Here is a 25,203-nt window from a genome sequence, read left to right on the forward strand (position 1 = left end):
GCCCGAGGCCGCAATCGCGATACCGCCCACGGCAACCGAGGTCGCCTGCACTTCGGCCTTCGCGCTGGAAGTGTTCGTGGCAGAAATGTTCAGGTCACCATCAATGCTGAGCGTGCTGTTGTCGACGTAGGCTCGGGTGGTGGTCGTGATGTAGGAATTGGCCTCGGCACCACCACCCGCAAGGCTGAGCCCAGCGGTGCTGTAGGAGGCTGCCACCGCCGCTGCTTGAGAAGTGGTCGTAGCCGTGGCAGTCTCCGTGGCAGTGATGGTCAGTCCACCCGTGGTCGTCGTGATGGTGGAGTTGAGCACATAGGCTTCCACCACATTCTTGATGGTGCTGGTGCTGATGGCCACACCGATGGAAATCGCATTCCCATTGGCGCCCACGGCCGCGGCGACTGCAGCGGCTCCACCCTTTGTAGTGATGGTTGACGTGTCAGTGGCGGTGAGTGTCACACCACCTGCATTGGTGGTGATGCCGGTGCCGCGGCTCTGCTGGATGAAGGCCTTCACCGTCGCGGCGATCTTATTGTACACACCCACGCCTGCTCCCGAGGCGGCAGTGGCACTGCCACCACCGGCGAGGGCCACTGAGGTGCTTTCCACTTCCGCAGTGATCGTCGCGTTCTCCGTCGCGGACAGGCTCATGCTGCCGCGAGCAGTGGCCTGGGAACCGATAATGCTGGCCGTCACCGTCACGGCCTGCTCGGTGCCATCCGCAAAGTGTCCGATGTGGTTCGTGGCTGTCGAAGATCCAACTGCCACACCCACTCCTGCGATCCCAGCGCCCAGCGCCGCGGCAATCGACTGGATCTTCGCGGTGATAGTGGTGGTGTCTCCCGCGGTGAGGGTAAGATTCGCCGCGCTCAGCACCGTGCTGTCATCAATGTGAGCACTGGTCTTGGTGAGGATGACGTTCTTCGCATCTGCTCCCGCACCGCTGATGGCCACGCCAGCGAGGGCACCTGCGGCGAGGCCAAAACTCGCCGCGACGGACTTGGCATCAATGGTCGCGCTCTGTGTCGAGGTGAGGGTAATGCCTCCCGCCTGAACCAGCGTCCAGAGTGTGGTGTCCGCATAGTTCTCACGACGGAGGTCGCGGGACCCAGCAGCGCCAATGTACTGGTAGATGGCGCCAGCGGTGCCGCCGATCTTCTTCCACTTGCTCGTGTCACCGTAGTCTACCCTGGAGAGATCGTAGTTCGTCAGCGTCGTGGTGCCGATATACACATAAGTGGAGCCAGCCGTGCCGCCCACCTTCGCCCAGCGCGCCGTGTTGCTGTAGTTTTCGGCATTGATATTGAAGTTCTGCGACACTGCACCCGAGGCGATGAAGCGGTACACATCCGTGCCATTCACCAGGACGAAGTTGCCGTAGGCGACGGTGCGGTTGTTGACCGGTGGCGTTCCCGTGGTGGTCGCAGTGAAGTTGGCGACCGCATAGCTATCATCCAGCTTCACCGTCTGGCCTTCAGAAAGGGTGACCTTCTTCGTGCCGAATCCATCCACAGCAGAGGTGTAGGTGCCAACGGCGTAGTTCGGGTCCAGCTTCACGCGGTCACCCACGCGCAGGGCAGTGGAGGCATTCAGGGAAGACTTGCCTGGCTCCGTGCTCACGCCAAGCAGCGTGCCACTGGCGGGAGCGTTCTTGATATACGTTTCAACTTCATTGCTAATCGTGTTCTCCGCGAGGCCGACACCAATCGCGATGGCCACACCCACCTTGCCCACGCCACCTGCGATGGCCACGGCGCCCACTTTGGCGGTGATGCTGGAAGTATCCGTGGCCGTCAGCGTCACCGCCGTGGCGCGAATGCCCGTAGTACCTACACCATCTATGTAGGCCTTGACCAGTGCCGCGCTCTTGTTCACCGAAGATGCGCCCGCACCACCGAGGCCAACGCCGACGGTACCGCCACCCGCCACTGCCGCAGAACCGGAACCCACCATCGCGTCAATCGTGAGGGTGGAGGTCGCCGTCTGTGTCAGGGCGCCGCGCGCGTCGATGCTGGAGTTCAGCACATAGGCCTGCACTTCAACCGGGCTGCGCGTGCCATTCAGTTCATATCCCAGGTGATTCCGTGCGAGTGCGGCGCCGATGGAGGCGCCAATACCACCGGTGCCACCGATTGCGATGGCAAGGGAGGCGGCAATGATCTCGGCATCAATGTCCGAGTCATTCCTGGCCTCAATGGTCACATTCCGTGCCGCCACAATGACGCTGTCCTGAATGTACGCGTTGGTCTTGGTGAGGATGACGTTCGTGGACTCCGCACCGGCGCCGGAAAGACCACCCGAGTTCGTGCCGAAGGAGGCCGCCAGCGAAGCGGCGAACGCCAGCGTATCGATGGTATTATCGCTCTTCGCGTGGATCCAGAGGTCACCATTGGTGGAATTCGTGGTGACCACACCGTTGCCACCGGCGTTCTTGATGTAGGCCAGCGCTTCGCTGCTGATGGTGTTGCGGGCCAGCGCCACACCGATGGCAATCGAGACGTCCGCGCCCTTGTTGGCAACGGCGGCGGCAATCGAGACAGCGCCCGCCTCGGCGAAGATCTTGGAGGTGTCTTCCGCCTTGTACTCGATGCTGGAAGCACTGATGCCATTCACCAGCGAGGACGAGGTCTGTGCCACACCATCTGCAAAGGCGTGTGCGAGCAGTGCCACCTTGTTTTCCGTGTGCACACCAGAGCCGCTCAGAGCCGCCGCACCGCCGGGTCCCGCAGAGATGCCAATGGCGCCTGCACCCACCCGCGCCTCAATATCCGCATTCGCGACAGCAGACACCGTGAGGCTGCCTGTCGTGATGATGGAAGAGTTCAGGCCGTAGGCGCGCACCTGGTTGCCCACACGGTCTCCGTCCGAATCATAACCGATGAAGTTTTTCGATACCGCCGCACCGATGGACATCGCCCCACCCGCTACCGCAATCACCAGCGCCTCGATGTCGGAGTCGTCCGTGGCCGAAAGCGCGACATTGCCACCGGTATTGAGGGTGCTGTTGTCGAGGTAGGCGTTGGCATTGCCCAGCAGCACGTTGATGGACTCCGCGCCCGCTCCGCTGAGCGCCACTGCCGTGCTGGAACCGGCCGCAATCGAAACCGAGGCCGCCACGGACAGCGCCGTGACCGAGCGATCCACCACGGCGGTCACGGAGGCGCCTCCGAAGGAACTCACATCCGCATTGACGATGTTCGCAGTGACATTGCTATTGATGTTGTTCCGCGCCATCGAGACGCCGATGGCCACACTTCCTGACAGGCTGCCACCCGTGGCAACTGCGACGGAGGCGCCTACGGCCCGCGCGATGATTTCGGAAGTGTCACTACCGCTGACGACGATGGAGCCGCCAGTGCTGCGAATGGGAGCTGCATCACCCACCAGGGCACGACGGCGGTTCTTGATGGAGGCGGTGACATTGCCGTTGATGGTGTTCAACGTGATGGCCCCCGTCGCCGCCACGCTGATGGAAGTGCCGCCCGACGGGCTCGACACAGCAACTGAAGCTCCCAAAGCAAGTGCCCAGATGCTGTTGCCCGTGTTTGTGGCCGCCACATGGATGCCGCCATTCGCCACCACGCTCATGCCATCAATGTAGGCGGTGGTGGTGGAGTTGATGCCGTTGTCTGAGACCGAAACGCCGAAGGCCGCGCCAGCCGGTTTCTTCAAGTTGATGGCCAAACCGAATCCACCGGAGAAGGCCCTGATGGAAGAGCCGTTCGTGGCGGTGACCTTGACCGCAGGGCTCGTGGCGCTGGTGGCATTGAGCGTAGCGGTGCCGGAGCCGCTGATATAGGCCTCCGTCGTGACGCGGATGCGATTGATGGCCACCGATGCGCCAAGGGCAAAGTTCCCCGCTGCGGCACCACCTACGCTGACATTCAGAACGCTGGCACTGCTGGTGGCGGTGACTTCCGTCTGGCCGGTGGTGATGACGCCAGTGATGTTTTCAATGGCGGCGCGCACCACATTGCCAAGAGTCGATGTGTCATTGTACGGGTCGTTCCCGATGTACGTGTAGGACACCGAGGCTCCAATCGCACCCGAGACCGCAGTGGCTCCGAGACCGGAAATTGCGACGGAACCCGTGATGGTGTTGATGGTGGAGGAATCACTCGCCATCACGCTGAGCTTGCCACCCGCAAAAATTTCGACGCCGTTGTAACGTGTGGTGACGAGGTTCAGGTTGCCGATATTGGCGATGCGGGCCTCGACGATGTTGTGGATCCAGTTCAGCGAAACGGAACCGGCGCCCGCGATGTCCGAAGCGCCACCGCCGCTCACGGCCATGGCAGAAATCTGCGCATCAAGCCCAGGAGGCAGGGTGGAGGGCTTGGCAAACTTCGCCTCCACACTCAGGTCGGTGCCTGCGAATACCATCGAGTTGTCAATGTACGCCTTGATGCTGGTGCCGATGTCATTCACCGCAAAGGACAGACCCACACCGCCCTTGCCGCCGAAGCTGACGGAAACAAAGCCGGCAAGGGTGGCGGCCGAGCTCATGTCAAACGCCGACACCGTGACGCTGGTATCGGCTTCCACATCCGAGGCGGCCTTGATGTAAGCCTCGACGACATTCTTGATGATGTTCACCGCGATGGAGCCGCCCGCCGCGATGCCGCTGGCTCCACTGGCTCCCGCACCGCCGGCCACCACATTGATGATGCGGGCCTTTTCTGTCGCGCTCACCGTCACGGCTCCCGTGAGGGATTGCACTTTGGCATTCTCGATGCCCGCCTTGATGACGTTGCGAATGTCCGCCACACCGACAGAGGCGCCAATGGCCGTGCCGCCGGTCCCGCTGAGCGAGAGGGCGCCGGTGCCCATGTCGATATGGGAGGTGTCTTCCGCAAGGACACTGATGCCTCCACCTGCGACGATCGACTTTGTGCCGGTGATGTCCTTGATGTGAGCATCCACGCTCATGCGGATGAAGCTCAGTGCGACAGAGCCCGATCCGCTCACCTTCGTGCCACCACCACCTCCCACGGTGACTGCCACGATCTGCGCGCCAATCGGCACCGGCAGCGGAAGCAACTCACCATTAGCCGCCACTTCTCTCGGTTTCACAATGAAGCGGTGCGTCGAGCCCGTGCCTGCGTTGAGCAGTTCGACGTACTTCGGCGTCGTCAGCAGGGCATCCGCGCGAATTGCGGCCAGGCGAATGCGATCGGTGCCAACCTTGATGACATAGTAGGTCTGGCCGTCCACCAGCCCCCCGATGCTCGTGCCACCACCATTCTTATAGATGACCGCATCACCTGTCTCGAGTCCATGGTCACTGCCCAGGTTGATGGTGCTGGCATTGTTGTTGTGGACCGTGATCGCAGTGCCTGCTGAGTCAACTGCGAGGAAGGTGGTTTGCAGACGTGTCAGGCTGTGTCCCGTGCCCACGCCGCCTGACACCACGATGAAGGTGGCCGGATTGGCGATGGTGGAGAGCCTGAGGACGTTGTCATCGATCTTGGTGACATAGTACACCCTGCCATCCACAAGGCCCGTCAGGTTGTCCGCCGCATTCTCTCCACTGTGATACACCACATAGTCGCCGGTGTTGAAGCCATGCGCCTTGCCCAGGTTGGTCTTGTTGGTCTCCGTAACCGTCACATCCCCTGGGTTGAACTGAACCCGGGTGCTGGCATCCACCGCGAAGAATCGGTGGTTCGCTCCTGTGCCCTTGTTCGCCAACTGGATGGCGATACCAGCCTGCGCATTGGCCAGGGAGGTGGCCAGCATGATGGTGTTGGCATCAAGGACGATGACAAAGTAGGTCGTGTACGTCGTAAGCCCGCTGATGGGAGTGGCACTCTGCTGGTAGGCGACTTCCTGACCAGTGGTGAAGCCATGCGGCGTGCTGAACCGGATGCTGTCCGAGAAGAAGCTGGCCTGCGAGCCGGGTGCGAAGACAATGTTCTCCACTTCCAGCGGGCCGAGATCATCCAGCGTGGCAGGATCCTGATACCCAGCGAGCACCTGCACACGGCCACCCGCAGTCACGGTGGAAGAGTCGATGTAGGCGGTGACCGCGCTCTTGAGCGTGGTATCCGCATTTCCGGCTGAGGGCGTCGGCATGCTGGCCGGGCCATCAAGGAAGGAGATGACATTGGGATCCGGGGAGGTGCCACCTGCCATCTGATCCTGGATGGTGCCTCCCACATAATTGTAGGCGATCGTGGCTCCAATGCCTGCTCCCGTGCCCCCGGCGATGCCGCCAGACAAAGCCACGACATACATGGTGGCCGACTCCGATGCGGTCACAATCACATCCCCCAGCGTCGCTGTGACCGTGGAGTTATAGATGTGCGCATCCACCGCATTCGCGATCGAGTTCACCGAGATGGCACCCGCGCCGTTGATGGAGGTGCCTCCGGAGGTGCCGGCTCCAGCCGCACCGATGGCAATCATGAGCGGGGTGGACACCGCCTTCACCGTCACATGGCCACCGCTGGAAGTCACGGTTGAGCCACCGATGTAAGCCGTGAGGCCGTTGGTGACGCGATTGTAGCTGACGGAAGCGGCGGCAGCGCCGCGCCCCGAAGACGACATGGAGAAGCCACCGGTGAAGGCATCCACCTCCGATTTGTCCTCAGCCAGCAGGGAGATGTTACCGCTCGCAGTGACGGTGGAGGAGCTGGCGATGTAGCTTTCCACCGAGGTCACGATCTCGTTCGCCGCGACGGAGCCTGCTCCAGTGAAAAACGGCTGGCCGGTGGATGCCGCCACGCCAAGGGCGATGCCGATGATCTCCGGACGGGAACTGGCGCTGAGCGTCACCTTGCCCGCGGAAGCCGTGACCTTGGACCCGCTGATGGACGAACGGGAAGAATTGGTGATGGTGTTGAAGGCAAACGCCGCACCCGCCGCAATAGAAGATCCACTGGTGATACTTATCGCGCCCGAGCCCGAGTAGATCGAGGAGGTGTCATTCACCGTAAGCGAAATGTCTCCTGAGGTAGCCGTCACTGAGCCGCCGACCGTCTTATTACCCAAGATATAGGAGCGTGTGGCAACTCCGATAGTGTTCCTGGTAACGGAAATCTCCAACTGGAAGCCGCCCGGCGGCTTGGGGGTCGCCCCGCTGTACGCCACGGCAGCCGCGACGGCGATGATCTCACCCACGGTGGAAGACGATACCGTCAGGGAGGTCGCGGAGAGATCCGTGTCCTCGAGATAGGCCTCGGTCACACCGGCGACTTCATTGATGGCAACAGCCGCTCCGATACCAACACGGCCACCGTATCCAAGCGTGCCGCCAACACCCACGATCATGGAGTCATTCAGCGCCGTTACCGTGGCCGAACCCGTTGTTGTGACCGTCGATCCCTTCACGAATGCCCGGGTGTCATTCTCGATGTCATTGTAGGCCACCGAGCCGGTGACATTGAAACTGGTACCGGACAGGTTGTTGGCCAGGACCACGCCGAGACCCGCGGCCAGCGCGATGTAAGTGGGTTTGACATCACCCGTGCCGAATTCCAGCGAGGGCAATTCTGCCTTCACCAGCAGATTGCCAGACAGGGTGATGCTCGATGCTTCAATGTAGGCCTTGGTTTCATTGTCAGCCAGGTTGTACGCGACCGAGCCCGCCAGTGCACCCGGAGCATTGGCCATCGGGTCGTTCGCGGAAATGGCCACCGCACCGGCCAATGCCATGAGCTGGGTGGAATTGGTGGCCACGATGGACAGCCCCGCACCGGAGGAGATCACTGCCTTGCGGACAAACGCATAGGTGTTGTCCGTGAAGTCATTCATGGTGAAGTCACCCGAAATACCAATGCCGAACTCGCCTGCGCCACCCGTGAATTTCGCATTCGGATCCGACGGATCCACCGGCGTGCTCGTGCTGTAGGTTCCTGCGATGCCAACGTTGGCGCTGTAGCCCGAACTGGTCGCCTTCACGGCAATCGACCCACCGGAATTGATGTTCCCGCTGTCATCGGTGGCGCTCGCGTCATCCGGGTCGTTGCCGATGTACGCCTTGGTTGTGCGATTGACGATGGCAATCGGTATGGAGGCGCCCACACCCACGCTCTGGGAGCGGAGGAAGCCACCAGCAATATTCACGATGCGCACGTCATCCGAGGCGAGCACACTGAGAGACTCTGCCACGGTAATGGGTTGATTCCCGCTGTCCGTCAGGGCCACTCCGTTTGCTCCGCGAAGAGTCGTGGGTCCGCTCAGCACCGTAATGACCGCACCATCGTCGATGCTGGCCACCGTGAGATGGTCGACGGTGATCACCGCAGACACACCCACGCCACCGAACTTGCTCGCGGAGCCGCCGGACTGCGCAAAGTTGATCGCACCAGAGCTGCTCGAGGCGGACACGTACAGAGTCTTTGCCTTCAGCATCACCCCCGTGCGAATCTGCGCGGTGGTCGTGGTGTTGTAATTGAGGATGAGAACCGCGGCGCCTATGGCATTGCCGGACTTGAGCCCATAGAATGCGGTGCCGGGAATGAATGGCAGACCAAGGTAGCTGATGTTCCCAACCAGGTTGACAGTCTGCACCTCGGACACCGCCTGCACCAGCACCTCCTGGTCTCCACGCACGACAGCATTGGTGCCATCGATGGAAGTCAGTTGATTGACCTTCGCAAACTGATCAATGAAGGCGTGGGCGGAGGGATTGATCTCGAAGTAGTTGATCCCAGCAGCAATGGCGATGTCCTGCGAGATGGCACTTGCCTGTCCCCACGAAGTAAAGAATCCGTTCTGAATGCCGCCGTTCGGATTCACCTTGGAGACGATGGACCCAATCACAGGACCAATCAGTCCTGGCCCATTGTCCGAGCTCTGCCCCACATCTGCCCACTTGATGTCATAGGGCAGGCTGGTTTTCGAATAAATGGAGAGCACCTTGGCCGCATCCACTTCGGCATACTTGCCAATGTAGGCCTGGGAATCGTAAGTCAGGTCGGCGACGGTGATGCCGATGGCGAGGCCCTTCTTCTTCACTTCATCCGGCGCATTCGAATAATCGACACCGGCGATGGCGGAGGTCTGGGGGGTGTCGATGGTATGTGCGCTGACAAGGATATTACCGGCAATGGATTTCACCACCGCGTGGTCGCCTGCGGTCGCCGTGGAAGTGGCGGAGTCACCGATGCGCGCCGAGGTGGTGTGCGTCTGCTCTCCATAGGTGATGGATCCCGCGATGCCATTCGTCTTGTCCATCGTGCCGAGGGACGCCTTCAGCTTGGCAATCCACAGGTTGCGGATGGCACGAACGGGAGCGGAAACTGCCCACACGCCCTTGATGATGGCATTCGCGATGCCACCGCTGCCCGCGGCACCGCTGGAGACAAACAGGTTGCGTCCATAGTTTGCAGAGTTCCAGCCTCCCGCGGCCTTGGACTTATCGACATCCTTGGAGAAGGTGAAGACACGGGATTCGGCGGCTACCTTGATGTCGCCATTTGCGATCACCGTTCCATCCACCCAGGCATCGGCCTTGCTGTCGAACAGGGAGACCGTGACCGCGATGCCAACTACGCCGTTGCGGAAGGAGCCAGCCGTCGCGGTAAGCGCGTGGTTCCAGACGGTCTCGGCGATCACGGAGACATTTCCACCGGCATTGATGGTCGAGCCCTTCTGCAGATGCGTCTTGGATTCCGCGCTGGAGTCAGCGATGGCCAGAGCCACATTCACCGGGAACCCATCACTCCGGCTGAGCTTCAGCACCACGGCAGTGCCGGTGAGGAGGCTGGTGGAATCCGTGGTGAATGACGCATCTCCCTTGGTGGTGATGGTCACGCCATTCTGCACCGTGAGGTTCGCCTTCGGGCTGGACTCGAGATAGACCACCCCCAGACCCGCCACGAACACCATCGCGGAAGCCTGCGTGTGCGCGCGAGCCAGCACCTTGAGATCATCGGCGACAATGGAGGTGGTGCCATTGATTTCCACCGTGGCCGTGGCGGTGGAGACGGAGGCCGCCGCAGGCAGGCCGAGTGCACCTCCAAGCAGCGTTCCTACGAGCGGCGCAGGAATGTTCTCCATACTCTCCGGCAGGAAGCTGGTGCGTTGGGTGGCGCGGGCCACTGCCTCAATCACCACATTGCCGCCCTTGATGGTCGCCGAGTTGATGATCACCTTCGCCTCGGCGTTGACGATCTTGATCGTCCAGTCGTCCGCATAGCCAAGAGTGCCGGCCCGGAGCTGGATGTCTCCCGCAGCAAAGCTTGTCGACCCATGCGCCAGCAAACGGGCTCCCGTATTGATGGTAATGGTCTCGATATGATTCTCACGCCGGCCGTTGGGCCGGCCCGGCTCAGTGGTGGTGGGAATGAAGAAGATGCCACCCGATGCTCCCGTGGAGGCGCCATTCAGATGGTCGCTCACCACCTGTCGCGTGGAGATCGTCTTGTTCGCAGCGACCGAGATGGTTTCAGCATCGGCGGTCAGGATTTTGCCCGGAAGATACAGGTCGTCATTAAACGAAATCGAGTCGCGTCCCTTGCCGCCTACAATAAGAAGGCTCGCGGCCATTGTCAGCGTCCCCACAACAGTGAAGGTATCGTCCCCGTCTCCGCCAAACAGGGAGAGGATGACGGTGGGGTCGTTGATGACAATCGTGCTGAAGCTGCCGTTCAGGCTCTCAATCTTCAACTTCCCGGGAGTATCACGGGACAGGCGGATTTGATTGTCGACATTGGGAGCCTTGAGAACGTACGATGCCGTCGTCGAGGAATCTTCAATCGTCTCGAAGTTGCTCAACTGGAGGGAAGCGAAGTTGCCCCCGCTGACGGTGACCAAGTCGGTGCCGGAGCCCCCATCCAACTCAAGCACCGCGGTGAAGTCATTGTTCGAGCCACCTGCACGAGCGGCGAGGTCCACCGTAATCTCATCCGTACCACCACCGGCCAGGATGCGCAGGCGTGTGGTTGGCTCACTGAAGGTGATGGTCTGCGGACCGAGCACGAGTTCCAGACGCTGGCCAGTACCCGGACGCAAGGTGATGGTGTCATCGTTGTCCGTTGCCAGGAAGGTGCGGATGGCCACCGTGGCACTGTCTGTCACCGTTTCGAACCCGCCGTAAGTGAGCTCACTGTAGGTCCCATTGATGGAGAGAGTATCCGTCTGGGCTCCGCCCAAAAGGATGAGCGGCGTGGTGACGTTGACGCCACCATTCAAAGTAAAGGTATCATTTCCGCCCGCGCCATCCACCGTGAGGGACCCACCGGCCATCGAGGCGGAAACGGTTCCAAGACCCGAGGTGGCGATTTGGATGTTGCTGGAAGGTGTGGTGATCGTGATGGCATCCACCCCGGTGGTACCATTGACATACAAATGCGGGGCATCCTCGATCCCTCTATAGGAGAGGAAGGTCGTGCCATTGAAGGTGAAGCTGCCCTTCGTGTTGTCCACGACGTCCTTGCTAAAGACAAAGGTCTGCGCGGCAGCACCGATGGTGGTTTGCACTTCCAGGCGATTGATGTTCGGGATGCCCACCACATCCGGCACCTCGGCAATGCCCGCGGGGCTTCCATCAATGGTGAAGCCCAAAGCGCCATCGGGCGTGAACATCTGCACGATGACAGTGTTGCTACCGCCAATCAGTTCGATGCCGAGGTAGTTAAGCGGTTCGACCACCCTGACGGTAGTGAATTTGGAGTTCGAACTGGTCACCTGAATGTTACCGCTCGCCTTGGACACCACCGCCACGTTGTCGGCCTGTGGCAGGCGAACGACCCGCTCATTTGCCTGGGAGCGGTCCTCCACCGACTCCACACGGATGTACTGCACGCCCATGTCATCCCGGCTCACGATGCCGCTGTCAGTCGTGGAGGCTATATATTGAGCGAGATCGAATTTCGCACCGGCACGGTACTGTACTGTAGTCGGACCGCCGCTCAACGTGATCCCGTGAGCATCGCGGGTAGTGATGGTGTTGCCAGCCAGATCCACACCCAGGACCGGATCGAAAACAAGAGCACGCTGCAGGGTGTGCGTCGTGCTCGGCAGGCTCAGGCCTCCGTCGGTCAGCCTGACCGTATCCGGCGTGGCGCGCATCGCATACTCATAGGTCAGCGCGAGTTGCAGGGTAGTCGCGGACGTGGCCACTACATAATAGACCGCGCCACTGACCAGCGGTCCGATGCTCCGGTTGGCTCCGCTATTATAGAGGACTGCCTGACCGGTGGTGAATCCATGGGCCGTGGCGAAGACCAGGGTGTCTTCCAGGAGACCGGCTGGAGGAACGACAAACGACTTGGCTGAACCCAGCAGGAGGTAGTGCTCTGAGCCGTTGGCAATATTGGTGAGGTCCACCGGCGTGGCGGGAGAGGACGTCAGGGCGAGCTGGAGCTTCTTCGAATCCGTGGCGTGCGGGATGACGATGTAGCTGGTCCCATCCGTGAGGCCCGCCACCACCGTGCCCGCGGCCATGATCAGGGAGTCGGTGCCGTCCTGGCCATCAAAGAGGAATCCCGTGTCCGCATTGAGGAGCTGGGGGTCGACGGTGAGTTCGTCGTTACCATTCCCCCCCCGGATGGTCAGGGAGTCGGCCAGCCCCTGGACGGTGATGGCGCCAAAGGTGGATGGGCTTTCCAGCACCACCGTGTCCGCCGCGCTGCCTCGCTTGAGGCGCATGGTATCAGAACTGGTCGTACCGAGAATCTGGAGGTTGGACGGATTGCGGATGCCAACATAGTTGACCACCGTCGTCCCACCGACCGTGACCGACCCATTTGAGGTATCGGGAGTGACATTGAAGACCACCGACTGGAGCCCAGCCACTGCTTGCACTTCCACCACGACCGCGTCGGCGTTTTCAGGATTGCCGGTGAGGGTACCAGCCAAGCGGGCACCGTCACGGAACAAGAATGAGTTGTCCGATCCAGTCCCGGTTGTGATGTTTTGAACATTGGTAAAATTCACTACACCAGCCGCACTAGGAGTGACCTTCAGATTGCCGGCTCCCACTCCGGTCAGCGTCCAGGCACCGCCGAGTTCAGGTCCGATGACGGTGTTGGTTCCGGTTCCCAGATCGAGGGTGACCGTCACTCCATTGTCCGCCGCCAGTTTCTTGAGGTCGACGATGTCATCACCGGCGCCGGTGTTGATGATCAGATTCTGTAGCCCGGTGGCAGACAGGGGGGCATCAATCGTCACCCGGTCATTCCAGGATCCGGCGACATCGTTGGTACCGGTGTTGATGGTGACCGTCTGGATATTCTTGAAGACGATATACTCGAAAGCGGCACCACCGCTCGTGCCCGCGATGCGAAGCTGGTCAGGTCCGACGTCCGATCCGACACGGTCGATCGTGATGACATCCACTCCGCCCGGCGTCACAAAAGTGAAACTCGGATTTGCGACAGTTAATCCTCCGGGGGTAGTACCCGTGACCGAGGCGCCATTCACATAAACGGGCTCAAGGCCGGTGAAGGAGACCTGGGTGTTACCGGACTGGATGACTCCATCCCCGTAAACTTGGCCAGGGGTGTAACTGCCACCAGTGGCTCCATTGAGGATTAGGGAATCGAACCCGCCAACCCCACCATGAAACTCGACCGAGAGCGGCACATCACCGCGCGTCATGTCGATCGTAAGGGTGTCATCCGTGGCATCGCTGCCGTGGAAAATCAGGCCTGTAACGCCTTGGGATTTGAGGTAATCCGGGCGGAAACTCCAGAGATCGACGTCTCCGGATACGAAAATGCCGAGCCTATTGTCAGCCGTTAGGTAAGCTGCATAGCCGGAATACGTTGAATTTGAGTCAAGAACAGCAGAGGGGAGATTGGCGCCAGCCGGAGGGCCGTGGGCAGCATGCAGGGTCTCGACCATTTGCTCAGGGGTGGGATTGGAGATGTCTCCAGTGGTCCCTTCCTGTGAAATTGTATCCGCCGGAGTCGGGGCAGTTGTGGGCGTCGACTCCTGGCTCGAGTCAGCTAGAACGTGCTGCTGCTCGGCACCGCCCGTCGGGTCATTTTCAACCGTCGTGGGGAGGATGGGCTGCTCGAGATCCGCGCCCAAAATCGGAGCAGGTTGCTCCTCAAAAATGCTCGTCGTTTCGCCGCCCGCACCCTCTTCGGAAGCCGCAGGAGCGGGAGTTTCGGCGTCTTCGTTGCTCTCAGGGTTGAGAGAAAATTCGTCCTCTTCGTGGAGGTCGTCAGCCGAATCCGTCACGGGAGTCTCCGTTTCGGAAGGCAGGGTCACAGGCGTTTGGGCCTCGGGGAGCTGTGGCAACACCCCGGTTTCGAGGGGTTCCGTGGGGTCCTCCAGCGGTTGGGTATCACCAAACATGTAGTCCGTTTCGGCGGAATCCTGCGAGGATTGCGAGTCCGTTTCGGGTGCCTGCCAGAGCGCCATTTCGGTCTGCTGGTAGGGATCTTGTTGGGGCTGCTCCTGCACTGTTTGGGGTGCATCCGTCAACGGCACCACCGCGTCTACCGGACCGGCAGAGAGCAGGATGCGAGGCTCCAGAATCTCCAAAAGATACGCGCCCACGTACTCCCCCTTCAGCCGCATGGGCCGAGTGGCGTAGGTTGGCGTGCGTGATTTTTTGGTGCGCTCCATGAACCGGGAGAGGAGGCATGAGGCCACAACGTGGCTACATAAACCAAAGTACTAAATTTTGGAACAGACTAAACACAAACGGTTTTTCGAGAATTTCGATAAATAAAGCAATACCTAGGGAGTTTCATGATGCCTTTTGGCGGGCGCCGCCCTTGGCAAATCCCAGTCCTCTGCCGATTTCCGCCTCGGCCAGCATGACCTGACGGCGGCTTTTGGAAGCCAGAGATTGGGCACGATACTGGGCCCAACGGAGCATGACTTTTCCCAGGAAACTACCCATCCCGGAGCTTCCGGGGACGCCCCTTCGGGCCATGGTCCAAACCCAGAAACGCCGCAAAACGGACGGCAGAAAACGCACGAAAAGCGGGTCTTCCCCACTGTAGATCGCGAGCACGGACCCGGGATCTCCCTGGCGGGCAGCACGCCCAAAAAGCTGCCGATCCACCCGCGCACTCTCGTGCGGCTCAGAAGCGATCACATGGAGTCCACCAAGATCTGCCACCCCTGCTTCCAGTCGAATGTCGGTGCCTCGACCGGCCATGTTTGTGGCGATGGTGATGCGGGAGCGGTGGCCCGCCTGCATGACAGTCATGGCCTCCTCCTTATGCCGCCGGGCATTGAGAATATGACAATTCAGCCCCTCCCCAACGAGATGCTCAGCCAAGGACTCACTGGTTTCCACGCTCCTCAGACCAATCAAAATCGGCTGCCCCCGGGCATGCCGGGCCTTCGTTTCAATCGCAATCGCTTGGTTTTTGGCGTCGCGACTGGGGTAGAAATGCCAGCCCAAGCTCTGCCTTTGGGACGGTAAGTGGCGGGGAATGGTGAGCGTGGGCAGGCCATAAGTGCGCCAGATCTCCGCCGCCACCTCCTTCACCGTACCCGATGCGCCGGCGAGGTTTTCATACTTGCAGAAGAAACTCTGGAAGGAGACTCGCGCCATGGTTTCGCTCGCACCCGAAAGGGGCACGCCCTCCTTGGCCTCCATCATTTGATGCAGTCCTTGGCGCCAGGTGCGCATGGGCATGGGGCGTCCAGTGGCCTCATCCACGATGACGACCTTCCCCTCCTCGACCACATACTGTACGTCCTTCTTGAAAAACTCCCGGGCCTCCAAGGCCAGCCTCAAGAGCTCCGCACGGCGGGAGGGACTAGCCCAGAGGAGGGCCTCTGGGACCTCATATTCCATGGCAAACTTCTCCAACTCCTCGAGCTCAATTTCGATGCCCTTGCGCACCCGATTCACCTCATAGTCCACCCCCGAAACCATCCTCTCCGCAACCTTCCAAGCCGCCGCACAGGCATTCTCAAGCTGCCCGGCAGGAAGGGCACGACTGATGATGAGCGGAGTGACAGCCTCGTCGATGAGAGCGTTATCCGCCTCATCGATGAGGGCGAAATACAGCCCGCGCTGCACCGGCTCCCCCTGCGGGGCACGTCCGGCCCCGGTCATCTGGGCCAGCGCCAATCGGGCTCCAGATTCCTCCAGCCCCTGCATCCGCAGCCGATCCCGAAGATAGTCTGCCGCAGCCTCCTTGGCGGTGGTGTAGGTGACGGCCCGACCGTACGCGCGACGTCGATCAGGATCCGTCGTGTCTCCAAGCACGCGCCCCACGGACAGACCCGCCCTGATATAGAAAGCCTCGAGCTGCTCGGCATCGCGGCCCGCGAGGTAGTCATTCGCGGTGATCACGTGGCAGGGCCGCCCTGTCCAAGCCTGGTAGGCTGCCGTCAGGGCTAGGGCGAGAGTCTTCCCCTCCCCTGTCTCCACCTCGGTCAAAAATCCACGCGCCAGCGCGGCGGAGGTCATGAGTTGCACCCCATACGGTGACAGGCCCAGCTCCCGGTGTGCCACCACCGCCAGCAGAGCCAGCCCTTCTTCCAAAGTCTCATCCACGTCCGATGGATTCGCCCTGCGGCGCTGGCGCATCTCCACGAGCCGTTCATTCAGGGTGCCGTCCTTCAGTTCAGCATATTGCTGGCGAAGCTGGTCCATGCGCTCCGCGGACGCCTTGATCTTCTTCAGGTGCCGGGGGGCCCGCTTAAACCATCCCAGAATGTGATGGCTCACCGCGTCCAGACCCCGGGGTCGCGGAGCGCGCCGTCTCTCATGGACGGTGCGCTGTCGGTCGGTGGGCGTCGGCATGGCAGGGGAAGTCGGGCGGACAGGAAAGCGGAAAGCACACCATCGTGAATCACACCCGGTAGTTGCGCTGGAAGAGCTGGCGCAGACTCCGCACCCACTGGGAAAGGAGCGGCTCCCACGGCAAATCCAGACGGGCTACTCCCTGCTGGCCATGCACCAGGATCGTGCCGGACTGGGGAACCAGAAACGCACGCACTTCGAAAAACGGCTCCGAGCTCAGTGCGCCCGGGGCCCCATTTGCTCCGCCCGCACCTTGCCCCCCCTGACGTTGCCGATCCTGCCTCGATGCGGGATGGTCCGCTGGGATGGCTTGCAGGTCCGAAACTCCCAACGTCCTCTCCTCCTGGCCGCGGACCTTCACACCCGTTTCACGGATGTTTCCGCCAAACAAGCGCGCGACCTCTGCCTGACGGACCACGGCAGCCATGTAGAATTTTCCCTCACCCTGCACCACGCCGAGTTCGGTGCCGCGTTGCAGTGTCGCCCCCAGCACAGTGGCCAGCTCTGGCGAAATCCACCTGCCTGCCACCGGCGCCCGGACCAGCAGAGACTCCTTCTGCTCAGCGAGCTTGTGCTGACGGACGAGCAGGGCCTGATGGTACTCCTCAAGGCTCAGCCTGCGAACAGGGTCAGCCTCCAGTGCCTCGCGCTTCATCGTTTGCAGCCGCTTGAGGTCCAGCCGGAGCAGTTCAATTTCCTGATCCAGATCAAAACTGACCATCTTCACCAAGGGCTGCCCTTGGGTGACCATGGTACCCGAGGGGACCATGACCTCGACCAAATCACCGGCACTACCAGCATAGACCCGTGCAAAGGGATCCGAGCGAATGACCCCGTCCGCACGAAAGTGGCTAGGCAGCGGCACCCAGGCGATGACGCCGATAATGGTGACGAGTAGAATGGCACATAGTCCCACGGCCAACTGGCGCCTGCCCTCCAACCGCGGACTGGTCAGCAGGTACTGGATGGCCTTGAAGACCGGCATCACGAGCCAGAGGATCGAGAAGCCAATCGCCAGCAGGATACCGACGATGAAGAACCATTTCGAAACGAGCAACAGGATGCCCGCCAACAGCAGGATCCTGTAGATAAAGGACGCGACAAAATAGAAGGCCAGCCAGAATGTCTCTGTACGAGACTCAGCCGGATTGACCGCATTCGGCACGCGGAAGAGATAACGCTCCACCAGATACAGCGTCGTCCGTGAGGCGCGAGCCTGGAGATTCGGTACCTCCAGGAGATCGGAAAGGATATGGTACCCATCGAACCTCAAGAGCGGGTTCAGGTTGAAGAGCAGCGTTCCGACAGACGCGATGATGATGACGTTATAGGCGAGAGCATGCACCAACCCTTCTCCGGTATTCGCCCAGATGATCGCTGCCAGCGAAGCCAGGATAACCTCCACGATCATGCCCGCCGCCCCCACCAGCGCCCGCTTGCCCTTCTCCCGAAACGCCCAACTCGAGGACGCATCGACATAGGGCAGCGGATTGAAGAGAAGCAGCATGATGCCCATCTGCGGCACCTCGCCACCAAACTTCCGGCAGAAGTATCCGTGGCCAAACTCGTGGAGCCCCTTGATCACGATGATGGAGGCATACAACCAGGGAAGATTCGACGCGCCCAGCAGACCTCCACTCTCAGCACGGAACTGCCCCCAGTTCTCCACAATCGCCTTCACTCCCAGCACCAGCAGCGCGCTCCAAAGCACCAACCCCACCTTGCCAATCAGCCACCCCACCGCAGGCAGGGTGCGCTGGAGAAATCGGTCCGGATTGATAAGCGGAATGCGGAGGAAAAAGAGATTCGCCCACTGCGTGGCGACCTGTCGGCTTTGCTCCTTCCGTTGCGCCTCGAACAAGGCGGCGACATCCCCCTCCAGATCGCTACGCAGCAGCCCGGCTTGATGAAGTTGTGAGAGAAGCTGCACCACCTCACCCTGACCTGGCGCCTCCTCCGGCGCGATCTTGAGGCTGCGCTCCCATGCTTCACCCACCGTACGCGAACGCTCCAGCTCGCAGATGAAGCGGTAGGCCGGCGGCCGGATGCGGAAAAAGCGATTCCCCAACGAGTCCTGCACCACGTACCACCGCATCCCACGAAAACGCTGGGGAAAGATTTCCACACCCGGCCGCAGGCATACGCGGCGATCCTCCACGCGGTGCCAGGATTCGTCGAAAGTGGGCGGACGATTCATGTGAGGCTACATCCGTCAAACTAGACCCAGAGCCAGAGACGCAGTGCCTCCACCAGGCGGTGAGTACCGATCCAGAGCAGGGATCGCTTCTCCGTCGAGATCTTGCACAGACCACTCATGCCCGGGCGCCACCACGCCTGGGGTTCACCGAGCACCTGGGCACGCAACACAAACACGGTTCCTTCTGGTCGCACTTCAGCCACCGGTTCAAAGCGATCCACCTTCACCGAGTAGTGCTCTCCCGGCCGGCTGGCAAATGCGAGGTCACCCTCCAAACCTGCAGAGAGGTAGGAGATGTCGCGTTCATCCACCTGGAGTTGACCGAAGAGGTCTTTGATTTGCACCACCTTCAGCAGCAACTCGCCGCTCTGCACCGGAGAAGAAAGCCGCTCGCGAAGATCTCCCTCTACAATCACGCCATCAAAAGGTGCGGTGATTTCCGTGAGCTGCAGCCTGCGGCGGATGACAGCCAGCTTCGCGTCGGCCTGCTGCATTTCTGATTGCGCCACGAGCATCTGGGCCAACTTGCCTTCGCCCTGGTTGCTGCGGACTTCGCGCTCACTCTTGTTACGCAGGGCGACCGTGTCCGCCTCTTCCAGCAGGAGTTCCTTCTTGTCGAGGCGCACCAGTACATCACCCTTCTTCACCATGTCGCCGACATGAAAGGAGGCCTCTTCAATGTACCCGGGGAATGGCGCGGCAATCAACGAGGCGGCATCCGTCTTCAGGATGAAGGGCGCCTTGACCTTGTAGTCCACGCGGATCAACGCGAGCGCGAGGAAGGTCACGCAGGTGCATACCACCGCCAGCTTCATACCCGTGTGGTCCGGACCAAGCCAGCCGGCCGCCTTGCGGCGCAATGCACGCCACGAGCGCTTGCCAATCCAGCCAGTACGTGAATGCAGATTCTCCAATCGCGGCGCAACCAGATCTGAGAGCAGGCGCACGCGCTCCAGCTCTCCATGTTCCCACGCCCCTTCTTCGACCGCACGCTCCAGGCACACAACACCGCGCACCTCCTGCTGATGACGCAGCGGCACTGAGGTGACCGACACGCCCTCGCGTGCGGTGGAGAACTTCCGATGCTCCCGGCTCACCACAGAGGTGCCTGACAGCTCGGGCCAGCACACTTCATTGTCCTGGTCCGAAGCTTCCTCCATCACCTGCTGGAGTGCGAGTGCTTCCTGCGAACCGGCGGAAATGCGTCCGCCATGGCTGGTGGCACACAGCTTGAGATCCTGCCCTTCCAACCAGGCCAGCGACACACGTGAGGCCCGCATGGGTGCGGCGAGTTCGTTGCACAAGCGCAGACTCGCTTCCTGGAAATGGTTGCTCTCGCCAAGCGCCAGTCCCAAGTCCATGACCTGGGAAAGGTTGAGCAGCTTCTCTTCACTGCGCTGTGCATGCCGCCGGCTCTGATATTGATCCGCCAGCGCCCGTGCTTCCTTGGAGACGAGTTCTCTCAGCGATTCCTCAGCTTCGTCCGCCTGTATTTCGGCGACCATCCAGAGCGGAGGCAGTCCTTCGCGGGCGGGAAACGCGAGTGCCTGGTACTTCCGTCCCAGCAATCCCGGGAGGGAACTGAACTCGGATGACGTGGCGTTGCACAATTCGCCGGTCAATCCCGACTGCGCGATGCGCTTGGCCGCACCCGGTGGCGACTGGGCCAGCACGCGAAATTCACTTCCCGCTCCTCCACCCACCAGCAGGCAGATCGATTCCGCCTGCAGACGCGACCGGGTGTATTCACAGAGACGGCCCCAGAAAATCCCCGGTTCACCGGCAAACTCCGCCAGGGATTCATAACCGGAAGTGGGAGCAGTCTCCGTGAGTTCGGATTTCATGAAGGCCAGATAGAATCAACCGCCAAGGCAAGCACCGTCACGACTGGGCCGGGGCCGTCTTTCCCGGCGGTGGGGGAAACGCCGCCTGCACTCGCAGGCCGGGACGGATGGTGCCCTCCTTGTTATCCAGCAACAACCTCACGCGGAAGAGCCCACTGCGGGCATCGACTTCAGGGTCGATGAAATTGACCTTCGCCTTCAAACTCTTCACGTTTGGCATCTCGGGAAACTGCACAGCGAATTCCTGGCCCAGACTGATGGCCGGAAGTTGCGATGCCTCCAGGTGGAAGAGAAGCAGCACCTGATCCGTGGTCATCACTTGCAGGATGGGGTCGTTCTCACTGATGGACTCGCCCGACTCCTTGAACTTCCGCACGACCACGCCGGTGAGCGGGGAGAGGATCTCGCGCTCCGCGAGTTCCGCTTTCGCAATGCTCAGCTCTGCCTGGAGACGTTTCAGCTCCACCTCTTTCGCGAGGGCATCATCGCGACTCGAGACATTTTGATCAAAGAGACGCTTGGCTGCATTGTAGTCGAACTGCGCCTTGCTGATCATCTGCTCGTACCGTTCCACGGCGAGCTGCTGCTTCTCCGATTGAAGATTGACCAGAGGCTGCCCCTCCTTGATTCGGTCCCCTTCTTCCACCTGGATCTTGCGGATGATTTCGCGGATGGAAGCGCTGATGGTCACAGCACGAAAGGGTTTCACGACACCCTCGCTGAGTGCGGGCGCATCTGCTGCGTCTCCGAAAGGCGCCATGCAACAGGTCGCGACCACCAGCAGCGCCAGCACACCCCGGCTCCGTGGCCGCTGCATGATTGGGCGAACTGGCAGGGGAATCTCAGGCATGTGTTACGGACTCGACTGGCTTATTTCTGGGACGGCACGGCACGCGCCTCTTTGTCATCGCTTTCCACGACAATGCCCTGCTTCTCCAACATCTGGCCCGTCACCAGCCAGAGATCCACTTGATCCTTGTTGAGGTCCGCGAGGGCAGCCAGTTCGCGGCTGCGAGTCTGGGAATACTCCTCCTGATACTGCAGCACCTGATAGCTCGTGGACACGCCCTCGGCGAGTTTCTTCACTTCACCCTCCATGGTCTGGAAGGCGACCTCGCGGCTCTTGCGAGCGGAGACCAGACGTTGACGATCCATTTCGATGCGGCTCAACACCGTATCCAGTTCCAGGGAGATTTGGGCCTTCACCCGATCCACATCAATAATCGCCTGTGTCTCCTGGTGCGCCGCGAGGCGGGCCTGCGAACGGTTGCGCTTGAAGCCCAGCGGCACGGAGAATGTCACGCCCACCGTCCACTCTGGACCTTGTCCATCCAACGCCCTGTCATAGGATCGACCGGTGCCGCCAGCGAGACCATGCACCCCGGCGCTGGCGATGAGGTCCAGGCGCGGACGGGATTGATTTTCCGCAAGCAAGGTCTGGTGCCGGCGCTGGTCCACAATCTCCATCGCCTGGAGGATGTCATACCGGGCCGCAGACGCCTTGCCCAGCAACTCTTCGCGGGAGGAAACTTCTACCGAGTCCTTCAGTCGATCGGCAGGACGGATTCTCAAGCTCTTCGCGGCATCCGTACCCTTCTTGAAAAGAACCTGCAGAGTATTCTGGCGCTCGATGTACTGGGTCTCTGCGAGCAATGCTCCGTCCTTGCGCTCATACACAGCGGCCTCCGCGGCGAGTACGTCATTTGGCTGAATCACACCCTGCTCGCTCCGCTTCTTGTTATCACTGTACAGCTTCTGCGCCAGTTCGATGGAGTCACGTTGCACCGCCATGTTCTCGTACGTAAAGATGACATCGTAGTAGAGCTTCATGGCATTTCCTACCGTGGCAGCCGTCCGGGAGCGCCACTCCAAATCCGCCACGCGCATGTTAGATTTGGCAATCCTCAACTCGGCCAGGTTCGCCGTGGAGCCAAAGTCCTTCAAAAGGGGTTGGGTCAACGTCAGACCGGAAAACGTTTCGTACTCCGGATTGAAGAGCCCGGGCGGCATGTTGCGATTCAGCGTGTTGTCCAGCACGCGAAGACTGCTGCCCAGTTCGAGGGTGGTGCCCCACGGGACCTTCTGCACCACGGCAAGTTTTGCCACGTGATTGCGCTGCTCAAAAATCGACGGCTCCGTCAGGAATGGCGTCGAGAGACCCGTCTGCGAAGCGATGACCTCAGGCGTGGCGGCACCACCACCCGTGGCCACGTAGTCCTGCGCGTTCTGCGGAGTGTCGATGAACTGATAGGCATAGGCGCCCTCCAACTTTGGATCGAATGTCGCCCGGGCAATGTTCGCGCGCTCCAGCTCAATGACCTTGTTCAGATTCTGTACGGCGATGTCGTGATTGTTCTCCAAGGCCAATGCCACCACCTGTTTCAGCGTCATGTGCTCGACGGCAGGCTCAGCATGAACTTCCACACCAAACATAATTGCCACAGCGACTACTGCGTGCGGGATGGAGAAATGATAGAAAGAAGGCCTCACTGAAACACAAGACTGTTTCATATGTACAGATTATCTAGAACGGTCAACCGTCCTTCTACTTAGCAGGCCCTCGTGCAAAAAGTCGAGGACGTTTTCTCTGCAATTTGGTTGAAAGGTGAGAATGTCACCTGGATCAAGCAATGGTAGGCAAATGCACCCGCACTTTTGGTGAAGTACGCCTTTTTGTTTTACCAGAGATCCGTGTTTCTCAGTGATGTGCCCGCGTCACTTGGCCACCTTGGTGACCGTCACGGACTGGAGGTAGTATTTGTTGTACTGGTTGCCGTCCGACTCGAGGGCAAAGTTGTAGCCCCAGTAGTTCACAAACTGCGCATCGTCGATCTTCCAGCGCACGGTGTGCCACTCCTTGTTGTCTGGAACGGTATACCAACCTGCCTTGGCAGTTTTCAGTCCACGGGTGGACTCATACACGAGCTTGAATCCCGCGTTGTCATTCGCCTCATTGCGGCGCACGACCGCGGTGATCTCAATGGGCGTGGTGGTGTAGGACAAGAACTGCGGATCGACGATGAAGATGTTTCCTCCGGGAACATTGCCGGCACGCGCCGAGCCGCCGTAGGCCACAACCGCCCCGGCGACGGATTCTCCCGAGAAGGTATGCAATCCCTTTTCGATAGGCCGCCCCTCACCATCCATGGTGATGGATACGGACCGGGCTTCGGCGTAGTCACCGCCCCAGGGGAGCGGCTTCCCCTTGCTTTCTCGTGCTTCTTTGAGAGTCGCCTCCGGTACATCCAGCACGAGCACAGGTGCCACAGACAAGCTGAGCTTGTCCGCACGCGTGATTTGGCCCGTCAGCGGATCCACCACCTCCAGTTCCTTGCCAAACTGAAGGTCCGCCGCGTTTGCCTGGCGGGCCCAAGTCACCAGCACCGTACCCTTCGCCCCCTGAAACACGAAGCCATAGTGTTTCTCCTGGTAGATCACCCAGCCAAGGTACTCCGGATGCTGGCCAAGATGACGGATCATCTGCCCCATGGCTGTGTAGGAGGGACGCTCGACACCTTTGCGATCCAGCAGTCCCAACGGGCCACTGTCTCCATCCATGCCCTCGAACCACTGGATGCACGCCACCCCTTGCGCGATGCCCATGGTGTACGCTTTCACCAAAGCGTGGGCCTGCACGTCCGCGCCTTTCTTCACATCACATCCCAGCTCCGTGAATACGATGGGTACATGCATCTTCTCCGGGTTCCGGACAGCAAGCATCTTGCGCACCGTGGGCACGATGTTCATGAAGACGGCTTCGGTACCGGCATTGTCCGCGATGCCATTCAGCACTTCATAGGGATGCAGAGTGATGTAGTCGAAGTGATCCTTTGCTCCCGCCTGGATGGCTTGATCGAGGTAGTTCACGTGCACTGATTTCGCGGCGATGCCAATCAAGCTCTCGGAGTCCGCCGACTTTGCCGCCTTGTAAGTGGCCACCACGAGCTTTGCGTAGTCCGCCGGCGTTTGGTCGCGACCGGTGCCATTTGGCGGCTCATTCCACACCTCCCAACGCTTCACGCGTTCCTTCGAATGCCCCACGAGCGCGGCAACATATCTTGACCACGCCGGCAGATTGTTGACTGGCAGGGTGCCAGGTTTGTCCAGCGTGTTCCACTTCACGCCGCCGTTGAGCAGCCCACCCACCACGAAGCCATGCTCGTTGAGATACTGTAGCTGGGCATCCAGAGCCTTCCAATCCCACCTTCCCTCCTCCGGTTCCACCTGCGACCACCCCGTGGGCAGTGCCCGGTAGTACTTCAACCCAATCGCCTGCATCTGCGGCACCCACCGCTCCGCGTCCTGCACCGAGCGATTGTTGATGTGGCAGCTCCCAATGCCAAAGGGACCGAGGGCGGTGGGGTCCAATGCCTCTTCTGCGCACAAAAGTGCTCCGGGCGCCGAGTTAATGACAAGGATAGCAGCCAATGCGCCACGGAGAAAGCAGGAGGAAAGAATCATCGCGGTTCCGTTTTCACGAAGCATAGCGAAGC

7 protein-coding genes (1 of these 7 only partly in view) are annotated in these 25,203 nt (G+C 60.6%); all 7 read right to left on the reverse strand.

Going from position 1 to position 25,203, the window contains the following annotated elements:
* On the reverse strand, positions 1 to 14,523 hold the start of the coding sequence (locus DES53_RS12040; protein WP_113958507.1) for a hypothetical protein. Its footprint begins 18,414 nt before the window's first position; only the first 14,523 of its 32,937 coding nucleotides appear in the window; it begins with the start codon at positions 14,521 to 14,523; the stop codon falls past the left edge of the window.
* Between the two features lie 124 nt (positions 14,524 to 14,647).
* Positions 14,648 to 16,669, reverse strand: a complete 2,022-nt coding sequence (locus DES53_RS12045; protein ID WP_113958508.1) for a preprotein translocase subunit SecA — start codon at positions 16,667 to 16,669, stop codon at positions 14,648 to 14,650.
* Positions 16,670 to 16,718: 49 nt separating this feature from the next.
* Positions 16,719 to 18,866 (reverse strand): peptidase M50, encoded by a 2,148-nt coding sequence (locus DES53_RS12050; RefSeq protein ID WP_113958509.1) that lies wholly within the window; start codon positions 18,864 to 18,866, stop codon positions 16,719 to 16,721.
* 20 nt (positions 18,867 to 18,886) lie between these two features.
* Positions 18,887 to 20,710 carry a GAF domain-containing protein gene (locus DES53_RS12055; protein ID WP_113958510.1) on the reverse strand — a complete coding sequence of 608 codons (1,824 nt, stop codon included), beginning with the start codon at positions 20,708 to 20,710 and terminating at the stop codon, positions 18,887 to 18,889.
* 37 nt (positions 20,711 to 20,747) lie between these two features.
* Positions 20,748 to 21,527 carry an efflux RND transporter periplasmic adaptor subunit gene (locus tag DES53_RS12060; RefSeq protein WP_170157049.1) on the reverse strand — a complete coding sequence of 260 codons (780 nt, stop codon included), beginning with the start codon at positions 21,525 to 21,527 and terminating at the stop codon, positions 20,748 to 20,750.
* A 53-nt stretch (positions 21,528 to 21,580) separates the two neighbouring features.
* Complete coding sequence (locus DES53_RS12065; RefSeq protein ID WP_170157050.1) at positions 21,581 to 23,101, reverse strand: TolC family protein; 1,521 nt, start codon at positions 23,099 to 23,101, stop codon at positions 21,581 to 21,583.
* Positions 23,102 to 23,425: 324 nt separating this feature from the next.
* Entirely contained in the window at positions 23,426 to 25,078 is a 1,653-nt protein-coding gene (locus DES53_RS12070; protein WP_170157051.1) for a beta-galactosidase, read from the reverse strand.
* Between the last annotated feature and the right edge of the window lie 125 nt (positions 25,079 to 25,203).

This window comes from Roseimicrobium gellanilyticum (genome assembly GCF_003315205.1).
GTDB lineage: Bacteria > Verrucomicrobiota > Verrucomicrobiia > Verrucomicrobiales > Verrucomicrobiaceae > Roseimicrobium > Roseimicrobium gellanilyticum.

Excerpts from the sequence above, each read along its gene's own strand:
- DES53_RS12060 (WP_170157049.1), bottom strand. The coding sequence starts at position 21,527 with ATGCAGCGGCCACGGAGCCGGGGTGTGCTGGCGCTGCTGGTGGTCGCG.
- DES53_RS12065 (WP_170157050.1), bottom strand. The coding sequence starts at position 23,101 with ATGACGCTGAAACAGGTGGTGGCATTGGCCTTGGAGAACAATCACGAC.
- DES53_RS12045 (WP_113958508.1), bottom strand. The coding sequence starts at position 16,669 with ATGCCGACGCCCACCGACCGACAGCGCACCGTCCATGAGAGACGGCGC.
- DES53_RS12050 (WP_113958509.1), bottom strand. The coding sequence starts at position 18,866 with ATGAATCGTCCGCCCACTTTCGACGAATCCTGGCACCGCGTGGAGGAT.
- DES53_RS12055 (WP_113958510.1), bottom strand. The coding sequence starts at position 20,710 with ATGAAATCCGAACTCACGGAGACTGCTCCCACTTCCGGTTATGAATCC.